Source organism: Xanthomonas sp. SHU 308 (assembly GCF_000364645.1).
Lineage (GTDB): Bacteria > Pseudomonadota > Gammaproteobacteria > Xanthomonadales > Xanthomonadaceae > Xanthomonas_A > Xanthomonas_A sontii.
In genome coordinates this window covers 1-12,440 of the sequence record NZ_AQOK01000223.1, presented here as the reverse complement: position 1 = coordinate 12,440, position 12,440 = coordinate 1, and the positions used below count along the sequence as shown (strand labels likewise).

Below are 12,440 nucleotides of genomic sequence, written 5' to 3'. Positions count from 1 at the left end.
CGCGCTAGGACAAGTTCAGATTCCAGCGATTGCGCCCAATGTGCGATAGACTCGTGCCGTGCATACAGATCCGACCCGCCATCGACGTAAAACGACGCCGACATGCGCGGAAGCAGCCCGTGCACAGCCGCACATACCGCCACGAAATACATGATCTTGTCGGCGTCGACCGTGCGGTTTTCCAACCTACCTGAAGACGTGAAAGCCTTGTACTGATCTCGGCTGCCTTGCAATGGAAGCAACAGCGACCCCGATGACATGCGTTGGCCGTAAAAATCTACAGCCGGGAACTGCCGGCCCAGCAAGGCGGAAAACTCCTCAAAGTCGAGTTCGCGGACGTGGAATTCGTTGCGATAGTTACGAGCATCGGAATAAATCGGGCGATTGGGCGAGGAAATTACCAGAATGCCATCTGGCCTGAGCACGCGCCGCAATTCTTCCAGCATCTGCTCTTGCTCGAGCAGATGTTCGACCGTCTCGAACGAGATTACCAAGTCGAACGAAGCGTTAGCGAAGGGAAGCCGGGTGGCGCTGGCTTCATGGAAGCGCAGGTTTGCGCGAGTACCATATGTGGACCGTGCGCTACTCACCGCTTCAACGGCGATGTCAACTCCATCCACGGCCTCCGCCACGTCCGCGAGCAGTGCCGAACCGTAGCCCTCGCCGCAGGCCACGTCCAAGACGCGACGCCCGCGTGCAAGCTCCTGGCACCAAGCATAACGATGCCAATGCTCATAGGCCAGTTCACCAGATTCGGTCGGAACGAAGCGCTCGCCGGTAAATTCCATCATTTAGCCTCAATCTTTGCGTCAATCGCCATCATCGGCAGGCCAACCAGCCCGAAGCGCATGGTTTCGTCCAGTGCGCGGAACTCCAGCGCGTCGTAGATCCAATGATGCTGCACGTGGTCATTCTGGTCGCCGGAGGCAACAGCAGCGTCGATCATGTACGAACCGGAGGGCAGGATCGGCATACGAAACTTGAACGAGGCGGACAGGCGATCCCCGGTCTTGCCGCTCAGTTCCATACCACGGCAGGCGAAATAGGTGTTGTCGCCGAAAAGCCTCTGCCCAAGCCTATCCTTGACGTAAAACCCGGCGATCAGGTCGCCCAGAGCCTGTTGCAGTTCGACCTCGATGCGCAACGTTACCACCTCGCCGCCCTGCACCATCACCAACCGGCCGCCGTTGTCGTCCCGCAATGCCACGTCCACGATCCGCGCACCCTGCGCACCGAACTCGGTACCGGTCCGGTCGGGATCGAACTCGAACACCGCCATGCGGTTGGTGCAGCCTTCCGCAAGCAGAGCATGCAGGCGGAAATCCGGCATGTCTGCCAACTCCCTGCGCTCGCCGCCCGAAGACACCACCAGCTTTTCGCCGGCGATTTCGCGCCGGCCGGCCACGTGCTGCTCGGTCATGTAGGCTTCGACAACCTCCTGTGAGGTGCCCACCATGCGCATCTGCCCATGGTCCAGCCAAACCGCGTACTCGCAGAGGTTGGTGACAGCGGCGGCGTCGTGGCTGACGAATAGCAGCGTGCCGCTTTTCTGGAACTCGCGCAGAAAGCGCATGCATTTTTGCGAAAAGAACGCGTCCCCCACCGCGAGCGCCTCGTCGATGATCAATATGTCGGCATCCACGTGCACGATCACGGCGAACGCGAGGCGTACAGCCATGCCGCTCGAATAGCTGCGCACCGGCTGATCGATGAATTCGCCAATGTCGGCGAAGGCAAGGATGCTGGCCATGCGCGTCTCAACTTGATCGCGGCTCAGGCCGAGAATCGCGGCGTTAAGATAAACGTTCTCACGCCCCGTAAACTCGGGGTTGAAGCCACTGCCCAGTTCAAGCAGTGCCGCCACCTTTCCGTTCACCTTGACCTGTCCTTCGGTCGGCGTAAGCGTGCCAGCGATGATCTGCAACAACGTGGACTTGCCTGACCCATTGCGTCCGACAATACCGACTGTCTGCCCCTTGCGAACCTGGAAATCTACGCCACGGATCGCCCAGTAGTCACGGTAGAACGATTTGCGCTTACCGAACAGCCCTTGCCAGAGACGGTGCGAGGGGCGCTCATACATGTGATACGCCTTGCCGACTCCCGCAACGGAGACGGCCATGTGTTGCGGATCGAAAGAGTCGTCAGAGGACATCGGCAAACCCTCCACGCATCTTCCTGAACAGGGTATGCGCCAGAAATGCGAAGGCGCTTGACGCTATCAAGTACAAAGCCAGCCCGGTCCAATCCGGCATGTGGCCCCAGATCACCACCTCGCGCACCTGATCGATGATGAATGTCAAAGGATTAATCTCGAACACCCAACGATAGGTCATCGGCACGGAGTTGAGCGGAATGATGGCCGAAGACAGAAACAGCATCGCAGTTGCGAGCACACCTGTAACCTGGCCGATGTCTCGCAAGTACACACCTAGAGCAGATACGAGCCAACATACTCCAACGGTCATCACGACCAGTGGCACAAGCACCAGCGGCAGCAGTAAAGCAGTCGGCGACACACCAGTTCCCCAGACCGCCTGCAACACCAAAAGCACAATCATGTTCATCGCCAGATGGAACAGGCCGGAGAACGCCATGCTCCACACCAGCACATCCAGCGGAAATACAACGCGCTTGACGTAAGCGGTGTTTGCCACGATGAGTTGAGGCGAGCGGGTGAAGCACTCAGCAAAGAATCCGTGAACCGTTAAACCTGCGAACAGAATCAATGCGAACTCAGAAGTTGATCCTGTGGTACCAGGCCAACGGCTCTTCATAATGAAGCCAAAGGCGAGTGTATAGATCAACAGCATCAAGAACGGACTGATCAACGACCAAAGCAGTCCAAAGGTCGCTCCGCGGTACTTGCCCAGCACCTCGCGCCGGGTGAGTTCGAAGGCAAGCGAGCGATGTTTGCCGAAAACCGAAAGGATCGTCATACGGACAGCCCTTGTGCCAACGCCCTGTCCAAATCCCCACGCAAATCCCCCACATCCTCCACCCCCACGCTCAACCGCACCAGCGCATCGCTGATGCCGAGCTGCTCGCGGCGTGCGACCGGCACCGAAGCATGGGTCATCACCGCAGGATGGTTGACCAGGCTCTCCACGCCGCCCAGCGACTCGGCCAGGGTGAACAGGCGGGTACGCTCGCAGAAGCGCTTGGCCGCGTCGAAGCCGCCCTTGAGCACGATCGAGACGATGCCGCCGTAGCCGCTCATCTGCCGGCCGGCCAGGGCGTGCTGCGGGTGCGAGGGCAGGCCCGGGTAGATCACTTTCTCCACCGCCGGGTGCGTCTCCAGCCACTGCGCCAGCGCCAGGGCGTTGTCGCAGTGCGCGCGCATGCGCAGCGGCAGAGTCTTCAGGCCGCGCAGGGCCAGGAAGCTGTCGAACGGGCCCTGCACGCCGCCCACCGAGTTCTGCAGGAAGGCCAATTGCTCGGCCAGCTCGGCATTGTCGCCGACCACGGCCATGCCGCCGACCATGTCCGAGTGGCCGTTGAGATACTTGGTCGCCGAATGCACCACGATGTCCGCGCCCAGCGCCAGCGGCCGCTGCAGCAGCGGCGAGGCGAAGGTGTTGTCGACCACCACCAGCAGGCCGTGCTTGCGCGCGATCGCGGCGATCGCGGCGATATCGACGATCTTCAGCATCGGATTGGTCGGGGTCTCGATCCACACCATCTTCGTGGTCGGGCGGATCGCCGCCTCGAACGCGGCCGGGTCGGTCAGGTCGACGAAGCCGAACTCCAGCGCGGCGGTGCGCTTGCGCACCCGCTCGAACAGGCGGTAGCTGCCGCCGTACAGGTCGTCCATCGCAATGACGTGGCTGCCGCTGTCCAGCAGTTCGATCACCGTGGCCGTCGCGGCCATGCCCGAGGCGAAGGCGAAGCCGCGGCTGCCGCCTTCCAGGGCCGCCACGCAGCGCTCGTAGGCGAAGCGGGTCGGGTTGTGGGTGCGCGAATACTCGAAGCCCTGGTGTTCGCCGGGGCTGGACTGGGCGTAGGTGGAGGTCGCGTAGATCGGCGGCATCACCGCGCCGGTGGACGGGTCCGGGTGCTGTCCGCCATGGATGGCCAGGGTCGCCAGCGCCAGCGCGGGGCCGTCGCCATGGGGGTTCGACGTGTTGTCCGTCATGAAGGGTTACCGGAAAAGGGGCGTGATTCTAGCAGTGCGGTCTGAACGGCCCCATGCAGCGGGGCCGCGCCGACCGCAGGGATTACTGCACCCGGCGGCGCAGATAGTTGAGCAGGTCGATCCGGGTGATCAGGCCGAGGAAGGCGCCCTCGTTCATCACGATAGCGACCTGGCCACGGTCGAACACCGGCAGCAGGGCCTCGATCGGCGATTTGACGTCCAGCCGGTCGAGCTTGCTGACCATGGCCGTGGCCACGGGGTCGCGGAACCGCGCCTCATCGCCGTATACATGCAATAAGACGTCGCTTTCGTCGACGATGCCGACCAGTTGATCGCCTTCCATGACCGGCAGCTGCGACACGTCGTACAGCTTCATGCGCTGATAGGCAGTGGTCAGCAGATCCTTGGGGCCGACCACCACCGTGTCGCGCTGGCTGTAGGGGCGCAGGATCAGGTCGCGCAGGTCGCCGTGCTGCGGGCGCTCCAGGAAGCCGTTGTCCAGCATCCAGTAGTCGTTGTACATCTTCGACAGGTACTTGTTGCCGGTGTCGCAGACGAACACCAGCACCCGCTTGGGTTCGGTCTGCGCGCGGCAGTACTTCAGCGCCGCCGCCAGCAGGGTGCCGGTGGAGGAACCGCCGAGGATGCCCTCCTTGGCCAGCAGTTCGCGCGCGGTGTGGAAGCTCTCGGCATCGCTGATCGAATAGGCCTTCTTGACCCGGCTGAAATCGGAGATCGCCGGCAGGAAGTCCTCGCCGATGCCCTCCACCAGCCAGCTGCCGGACTTCTCGCTGACCGTGCCCTGCTCGATGTACTCGGTCAGGATCGAGCCGACCGGGTCGGCCAGCACCAGTTCGGTATGCGGCGAGGCGGCGGCGAAAGCGCGCGACAGGCCGGTCATGGTGCCGGAGCTGCCGCAGCCGAACACGATCGCGTCCAGCCGGCCGTCCATCTGCCGCAGGATCTCCGGGCCGGTGCCGAACTCGTGCGCGGCCGGGTTGTCGGGGTTGCCGAACTGGTTGATGAAGTAGGCGCCCGGGGTCTCGGCGGCGATGCGCGCAGCCAGGTCCTGGTAGTACTCGGGGTGGCCCTTGGCCACGTCCGAGCGGGTCAGCACCACCTCGGCGCCCATCGCCTTGAGGTTGAAGATCTTTTCCCGGCTCATCTTGTCCGGCACCACCAGGATCAGCTTGTAGCCCTTCTGCTGGGCGACCAGGGCCAGGCCGATGCCGGTGTTGCCGGCGGTGCCCTCGACCAACACCGCGCCGGGCTTGAGATCGCCGCGGTGCTCGGCCGCCTCGATCATCGACAGGCCGATCCGATCCTTGATCGAGCCGCCGGGATTGGCGCTCTCCAGCTTCAGGTACAGCTCGCACACCCCGGTGTCGAGCTTGCTGGCCTTGACGATGGGGGTGTCGCCGATCAGATCGAGTACGGAGGAGTGAATGGCCATCGGGTCCGAATGCGTCGCGCCGCGGCAGCGGCTGGACCGGGCATTATCCGCGCTCGGGGAGGGAAAGTCAGAGAATGCGCGCCGCAGGGACGAAAAAAGCCGCGGTCGCGGCTTTCGGAGGGGATGACGCGGACGGTGGCAAGCCGACGAGGAGGCCAGCCACCGCCCGCGACAAGAGGGAATAGTACGGTCAGTGCGGCTTCTGCTCGTAAAGGCGCAGCAGCTTTTCCTTGGCGGCGAGCTTTTCGCGCTTCATCTGCGCCAGGGTGACATCGTCGATCGGCAGCACGCCGAGCTCGGCGTCCATGCACTTCTTGTCCAAGGTCTTGTGGCGCTGGTAGAGCTGCTTGAACTCCGGATCGGACTTGATCAACGCGTCGATTTCGGTCTGCGGTTGCCCTTCGAACATAGGAATAGCCTCCTTCAGCTAGAAACAAGAACGCCCCGGCCGCTGCGGCACGGGGCGTTGCCTGGGAGCGGAAGCGCGCGAGCCGCCGGCTGCACCGCTGCAACGCCTGGAACCGCGGTTCCTGCGACGTCGGATTGCGGTGCGCGCCACTGCGTCATCGGCTCGAACTCCTCCGTTGGCACCAGGCGGCGGGAGTGCCACCTGGAGTACCGACCCTACGCCTCCCCACCGCCGCGGACAAGAGAAGCAGGCCCGCTTTGCCGCATTCAGTTGCTCGGCGCTCAGGCCCAGGGAAAAACCCCGTTAAACGCCCGGGCGCAGGACACGACGCACTTAGGGCGCGATCACAACTTCGGCCGAACGGGCCTTGGTCGAGGCCCCCTTCTTGCCGACCGCCTGCACCCGGTTGGCGGCGACGCCGCCGCTGACCAGGGCCGCGCGCAGGGCATCGGCGCGCTTCTGCGCCACCCCGGCGTCGGTGTCGTAGGCCTCGATCCGCACCTTGCCCTTGCTGATCTGCAGGTACTGCGACAGGGCCTTGGCCTGGTTGGTGGCATCGCCCGACAGTGCCGCCTTGCCGGCGCCGAAGGCCGCGCCGGAGAAGGTGAAGACCTCGCCGCGCGTCTCGAAGCGCGAGGCCGGCAGCTTGGTGCCGGCGACCAGCTCGGCCTCCTCGCGCGCCAGCTTGGCCGACTTCTGCTGCGCGGCGCTGAGCTTGGCGGTCTGCTGACCGGCGACGCTGGCCAGCGCCGCATCCGCATCCGCCCGTGCGGCCTGCTCGGCCTCGGCGGCCTGGCGCAGGCTCTCGGCCTCCTCGGCTTGGATCTGCGCCTGCACGCGCAGGCGCTCGGCCTCCTGCCGGGCTCGCGCGGCCTCGCGGCGGCTGGCCTCGATCAGCAGGTCGCTGCGAGTCTTCTCCAACTGGTCGACCTGACGACGGGCGATCTCGGCACGGGCCATGGTTTCGGCGATCTCGACCCGGCGCTCGGCCAGGTAGCGCGCTTCGTCGCGCTCCTTGCGCTTGGCGTTGGCGAAGTTGGCCACCGCCTGCTGCGCCTGCAGGCGTTCGTAGGCGGCGACATCGGCGTTCAGCGGATCGGCCTGCAGCGCCACCAGGCGCTGGTTGAGCACGGCCAGTTCCGGGTCGTCGGCGGCCATCGCGCCAAGCGGCGCCAGCAGCAACGCCAGCAGAGCCAGGCGGCGCATTCCGTACAGGGGGCGGCTCATGGGCGGCCCTCCCCGGTGCCCAGGGTCTGTTGCAGCTGGGCCACCTCGGCCTGGCGCTGCTTCAACTGTGCATTGGCCACCGCCTCCTCGCTGCGCGCGCGGGCCAGGTCGGCATCGGCCGCCACGCGCAGGGCCAGCTGTGGTGCGGTCTTGCGCTGGCGGCGGTCGAGCGCGGCCTGTTGCGCCTGTTCCAGGCCCTGGCGGGCACTGGCCAGCAGGTCCGGCGCGTACTGGTCGGCATCGGCCTGGACCGCACGCTGCACCGCCTGCTGCGCGGACAGCAACTCCGGCGAAGCCACCTGGGCGAACGCGGCCGGCGCGGCGAACAACACCAATGCGCAGGCCATCACATACTGCTGACAACGGAAGTGTGCGAAGCTAGTTTTCATCTAGGGGGGCCGTGGACGGAGACGTCGGTCACGGCCATTGTCGGAAGCCTGTGGCGCGCTTGCAACGGGCGATTGCGGATCGTTGGGGAACCATTGCGCATGGATATCGGCTATTTCCTGAAGCTGATGACCGAAAAGAACGCCTCGGACATGTTCCTGACCACAGGGGCACCGGTCTATATCAAGATCGAAGGCAAGCTGTATCCGCTCGGCGCCACCGGCCTGCCGCCGGGCATGGTCAAGAAGATCGCCTACTCGTTGATGGACGAGGGCCAGGTGCCGCAGTTCGAGCGGGAGCTGGAATTGAACATGGCCATCGCCCTGCAGGACGCCGGGCGCTTCCGCGTCAACGTGTTCAAGCAGCGCGGCGAGGTCGGCATGGTGATCCGCGCGATCCGCAGCAAGATCCCCAGCATCGAGGAGCTGCACCTGCCGCAGGTGCTCAAGGACGTGATCATGACCCCGCGCGGGCTGGTCCTGGTGGTCGGCTCGACCGGCTCGGGCAAGTCCACCTCGCTGGCGTCGATGATCGACTACCGCAACAGCACCACCACCGGGCACATCCTCACCATCGAGGACCCGATCGAGTACCTGCACAAGCACAAGATGTCCATCGTCAACCAGCGCGAGGTCGGCCTGGACACCCACGCCTTTCACAACGCGCTGAAGAACGCGATGCGCGAGGCGCCGGACGTGATCCTGATCGGCGAGATCCTGGACGCGGAAACCATGGAGGCCGCCATCGCCTTCGCCGAGACCGGACATCTGTGCCTGGCCACCCTGCACTCCAACAACGCCGACCAGACCATCGAGCGCATCCTCAACTTCTTCCCCGAGAGCGCGCACAAGAACGTGCTGATGAACCTGTCGCTGAACCTGCGCGCGGTGATCTCGCAGCGCCTGGTCAAGGACAGCAGTGGCCGCCGCCGGCCGGCCTCGGAAGTGCTGCTGAACACGCCGATGATCCGCGACCTGCTGCGCCGCGGCCAGGTCCACGAGATCAAGCAGGCGATGGAGGAGTCGCTGGAGGAAGGCATGGAGACCTTCGATCAGTGCCTGTTCCGCATGGTCAAGCAGGGCCAGATCGAGCAGGAGGAAGCGCTGCGCGCGGCCGACTCGCGCGACGGCCTGGCCCTGAAGTTCCGCCTGTCCGAAGGCGGCAGCGGCGAGCACGATCCCTACGCCGACTACGACAGCGGCCCCAGCGCCGCGCCGCGGATCACCCACGGCTTCGTCTGAGGCGTCGCCGTGTTGTCGTAGGCGCAGCTTCAGCCGCGACCGGGCGTTTCGCAGCCGCCTGGTCGCACTGGCCCCGCAGCGACGGCGGGAACGGCGGACCGTAGGTCCAGCGGCGGTCGCCGCGGGTCGCCCTTGCGCGGGCAAACGCCACTTCCACGCAACTGCGCGTCGGGACTGAAGCCCCTCCCACATCCTCATGCTCACCGGTGCGGCAGGGGCTGGTGGCCGACTGGCAGCAGCGGATGCCCGGTCGCGGCTGAAGCCGCTCCTGCGACGATAGTCCCAGCTTACTGCGCGTCGGGCTGGCGTTCCGGGCGCGCCGCGTCGAATGCCGGCAGCGCCAGGCAGGCGCGCTCGATCCGCTCCAGGGTCGGGTAGGCCTGCAGATCCACGCCGAAGCGGCGCGCGTTGTAGAGCTGCGGCACCAGGCAGCAGTCGGCCAGGCCCGGCTGCTCGCCGTGGCAGAAGCGTCCGGTGTCGGGCGACTCGGCCAGCAACTGCTCCAGCGCATCGAAGCCGGTCTGCATCCAGTGCCGCATCCACTCTTCGCGCTCGGGTTGCGGCACGTTCCAGGCGCTCTCGAAGAACTGCGTCACGCGCAGGTTGTTGAGCGGGTGGATGTCGCAGGCGATCAGTTGCGCCAGGCCGCGCACGCGGGCGCGATCGATCGACGCGTCCGGCAGCAGCGGCGGCTCCGGCCAGCGCTCGTCCAGATACTCCAGGATCGCCAGCGATTGGCGGATCGGCTGGCCCTCGTGGCACAGGGTCGGCACCAGTTCCTGCGGGTTCAACCGCGCATATTCCGGCGAGTGCTGCTGTCCGCCGTCGCGCACCAGGTGCACCGGCAGCGATTGATAGGCCAGGCGCTTGAGCTCCAGCCCGATGCGCACCCGGTACGCGGCGCTGGAGCGCCAGTAGGTGTAGAGCTGCAGTGCCTCGTCCATGCCCGCCTCCGTCTGCGCAATCGACAACGATACCGGTGGACACCCGGGCTGCGGCGCCGCCGGTCGCCCCGGCACCGCCGCCGGCCGGGTCAGGGCAGCGGCGCCTGCTCGATGCGCTGCTCGATCGCGCCGAAGATGCTCACTCCGTCACGGTCCAGCATCTCGATCCGCACCACGTCGCCGAAGGACATGTACGGCGTGCTCGGCTTGCCGTCGCGCAGGGTTTCCACGGTGCGCTGTTCGGCGAAGCAGGAGGCACCACGCGTGGTGTCCTGGTTGGCGATGGTGCCCGAGCCGACCACCGCGCCCGCCGCCAGCGGCCGGGTCTTGGCCGCGTGCGCGACCAGTTGCGCGAAATCGAACTGCATGTCCTCGCCCGCCTCCGGCGCGCCGAACCAGGCGCCGTTGATGTGGGTCAGCAGCGGCAGGTGCACCTTGTTGCCCTGCCAGGCCTCGCCCAGTTCGTCGGGAGTGACGAACACCGGCGACAGCGCCGAACGCGGCTTGGACTGCACGAAGCCGAAGCCCTTGGCCAGTTCCGGCGGAATCAGGTTGCGCAGCGACACGTCGTTGACCAGGCCGATCAACTGGATGTGCGCGGCGGCCTGCGCCGGGCTGACCGCCATCGGCACGTCGTCGGTGACCACCACGATCTCGGCTTCCAGGTCGATGCCGTAGTCCTCGCTGACCACCTTGACCGCATCGCGCGGGCCGTAGAAGCCGGCGCTGACCGCCTGGTACATCAGCGGGTCGGTGTAGAAGCTCTCCGGCACCTCGGCGCCGCGCGCGCGGCGCACGCGCTCGACGTGCGGCAGGTAGGCGCTGCCGTCGAGGAACTCGTAGGCGCGCGGCAGCGGTGCCGCCAGCGCGGCCATGTCCAGGTCGAACTGGCCGTCGGCGCTGCCGTCGTTGAGCGACTCGGACAGCGCGTTCAGGCGCGGGGCGAGGTTGCTCCAGTCCTCCAGCGCGCGCTGCAGGGTCGGCGCGATGCCGGTGGCGCGCACGGCGCGGGTCAGATCGCGGGACACGACGATCAGGGTGCCGTCGCGACCGCCTTCCTTCAGGGAACCTAGCTTCATGTCCGTCCAGTGCTGGGGGCTGAGCCGGCGATTGTACGGCCAGACGGCGGCTTGGTTTCAACTGAAACGGACCCGCATTTTGTGCAGCGCGCCAATTCAGGTACACTATCTCGGTCTGCATGCGGCCGTCCGTTTCCCTCAGGGACCGCCGGCGAGGCCAGGATCGCAACGATCCGACTCGCCCGCCCCGCCCGACGCCTTTCGTGGTGCCGACGAACCCCAGCCTCGCGCTGCGGGTTGATCCACCCTCTCGCAGCGCGGTTCACGGGAACGCTCCGAGCCTCACCTACTTGCGCCTGCGCGCCGGGTCCGTCCCGGCGTCGGCGCGTTATCCGGAGCATCCTCATGTCGTTCGAATCCCTGGGCCTTGCGCCCTTCCTGCTGCGCGCGTTGGCCGAGCAGGGCTACGAAACCCCCACCCCGATCCAGGCACAGGCCATTCCCGTCGCCCTGGAAGGCCATGACCTGATGGCCGGCGCGCAGACCGGCACCGGCAAGACCGCCGCGTTCGGCCTGCCGCTGCTGCAGCACCTGGGCACTTCGCCGCAGTCGGTGGGCCCCGGCCCGCGCAAGCCGCGCGCGCTGATCCTGACCCCGACCCGCGAACTGGCCACCCAGGTCCACGACAGCCTGCGCGGCTACAGCAAGTACCTGCGCATCCCCAGCACCACCATCTACGGCGGCGTGGGCATGGGCAACCAGCTCGACGCGCTGCGCCGCGGCGTGGACCTGCTGATCGCCTGCCCGGGCCGCCTGCTCGACCACCTCGAGCGCCGCAGCGTGGACCTGTCGGGCATCGAGATCCTGGTGCTGGACGAAGCCGACCGCATGCTCGACATGGGCTTCCTGCCGTCGATCAAGCGCATCCTCGCCAAGCTGCCCAAGCAGAACCGGCAGACCCTGCTGTTCTCGGCCACCTTCGAGGAAGGCATCAAGCAGCTGGCCCGCGAGTTCATGCACGACCCGCAGGAAATCCAGGCCACCCCGAGCAACACCGTGGCCGACACCATCACCCACCGCGTGCATCCGGTGGACGGTGCGCGCAAGCGCGAACTGCTGCTGCACCTGCTGGCCGCCGACTCGCGCAAGCAGACCCTGGTGTTCGCCCGCACCAAGCACGGTGCCGACAAGCTGACCATGTTCCTGGACAAGTCCGGGTTGAAGACCGCGGCGATCCATGGCAACAAGAGCCAGGGCCAGCGCCTGCGCGCATTGAGCGACTTCAAGGCCGGCCGCATCACCGTGCTGGTGGCGACCGACATCGCCGCGCGCGGCATCGACATCGACCAGTTGCCCAAGGTCATCAACTACGACCTGCCGATGGTCGCCGAGGACTACGTGCACCGCATCGGCCGCACCGGCCGCAACGGTTCGACCGGTGAAGCAATTTCGCTGGTGGCACAGGACGAGGCCAAGCTGCTGCGCGCGATCGCACGCATGCTCAAGCGCGAGATGGACATCCGCGACGTGCCGGGCTTCGAGCCGGTCACGCCGATCCGCTGGGGCAACAACAACCCGCCGGACGAGCGTCCGGGCGGCCAGCGTCCGCCGCGTCGCGGCAGCCA

General features: G+C 66.1%; 12 protein-coding genes. 2 read left to right on the top strand and 10 right to left on the bottom strand.

What is annotated here, in order from left to right; translation table 11 throughout:
- From D588_RS0108360 to D588_RS0108325, 8 genes are all read right to left on the bottom strand, one after another.
- A partial coding sequence (locus D588_RS0108360; protein ID WP_026143509.1) for a class I SAM-dependent methyltransferase occupies positions 1-791 on the bottom strand: 791 nt, incomplete at its 3' end.
- The gene (locus D588_RS0108355) at positions 788-2,155 is read right to left on the bottom strand and encodes an ABC transporter ATP-binding protein (protein WP_026143508.1); all 1,368 of its coding nucleotides are present in this window, start codon (positions 2,153-2,155) and stop codon (positions 788-790) included. The genes D588_RS0108355 and D588_RS0108360, both read right to left, overlap by 4 nt.
- Positions 2,145-2,939, bottom strand: a complete 795-nt coding sequence (locus D588_RS0108350; protein ID WP_017915641.1) for an ABC transporter permease — start codon at positions 2,937-2,939, stop codon at positions 2,145-2,147. The genes D588_RS0108355 and D588_RS0108350 overlap by 11 nt, the downstream gene beginning before the upstream one ends.
- Positions 2,936-4,135: a cystathionine gamma-synthase gene (locus tag D588_RS0108345; protein ID WP_017915640.1), complete on the bottom strand. Its 1,200-nt coding sequence runs from the start codon at positions 4,133-4,135 to the stop codon at positions 2,936-2,938. The genes D588_RS0108350 and D588_RS0108345 overlap by 4 nt, the downstream gene beginning before the upstream one ends.
- An 82-nt stretch (positions 4,136-4,217) precedes the next feature.
- Positions 4,218-5,588 carry a pyridoxal-phosphate dependent enzyme gene (locus tag D588_RS0108340; protein WP_017915639.1) on the bottom strand — a complete coding sequence of 457 codons (1,371 nt, stop codon included), beginning with the start codon at positions 5,586-5,588 and terminating at the stop codon, positions 4,218-4,220.
- 190 nt (positions 5,589-5,778) lie between these two features.
- The gene (locus D588_RS0108335) at positions 5,779-5,997 is read right to left on the bottom strand and encodes a YdcH family protein (RefSeq protein ID WP_010340228.1); all 219 of its coding nucleotides are present in this window, start codon (positions 5,995-5,997) and stop codon (positions 5,779-5,781) included.
- 333 nt (positions 5,998-6,330) lie between these two features.
- On the bottom strand, positions 6,331-7,203 hold the full coding sequence (locus tag D588_RS0108330; protein WP_017915638.1) for a membrane protein: 873 nt from the start codon (positions 7,201-7,203) through the stop codon (positions 6,331-6,333).
- 17 nt (positions 7,204-7,220) lie between these two features.
- Positions 7,221-7,613 (bottom strand): DUF4398 domain-containing protein, encoded by a 393-nt coding sequence (locus tag D588_RS0108325; RefSeq protein ID WP_026143507.1) that lies wholly within the window; start codon positions 7,611-7,613, stop codon positions 7,221-7,223.
- A 99-nt stretch (positions 7,614-7,712) separates the two neighbouring features.
- On the opposite strand from D588_RS0108325, the gene D588_RS0108320 reads away from it, so the two are divergent.
- The gene (locus tag D588_RS0108320) at positions 7,713-8,852 is read left to right on the top strand and encodes a PilT/PilU family type 4a pilus ATPase (RefSeq protein WP_017907532.1); all 1,140 of its coding nucleotides are present in this window, start codon (positions 7,713-7,715) and stop codon (positions 8,850-8,852) included.
- A 287-nt stretch (positions 8,853-9,139) separates the two neighbouring features.
- Here the strand turns inward: D588_RS0108320 and maiA are convergent, their stop codons facing one another.
- Positions 9,140-9,796: a maleylacetoacetate isomerase gene (gene maiA / locus D588_RS0108315; protein ID WP_017915636.1), complete on the bottom strand. Its 657-nt coding sequence runs from the start codon at positions 9,794-9,796 to the stop codon at positions 9,140-9,142.
- 89 nt (positions 9,797-9,885) lie between these two features.
- Positions 9,886-10,875 (bottom strand): fumarylacetoacetate hydrolase family protein, encoded by a 990-nt coding sequence (locus D588_RS0108310; RefSeq protein WP_017908490.1) that lies wholly within the window; start codon positions 10,873-10,875, stop codon positions 9,886-9,888.
- Positions 10,876-11,220: 345 nt separating this feature from the next.
- On the opposite strand from D588_RS0108310, the gene D588_RS0108305 reads away from it, so the two are divergent.
- The coding region (locus D588_RS0108305) for a DEAD/DEAH box helicase (protein ID WP_017908491.1) at positions 11,221-12,440 on the top strand (1,220 nt) is incomplete at its 3' end.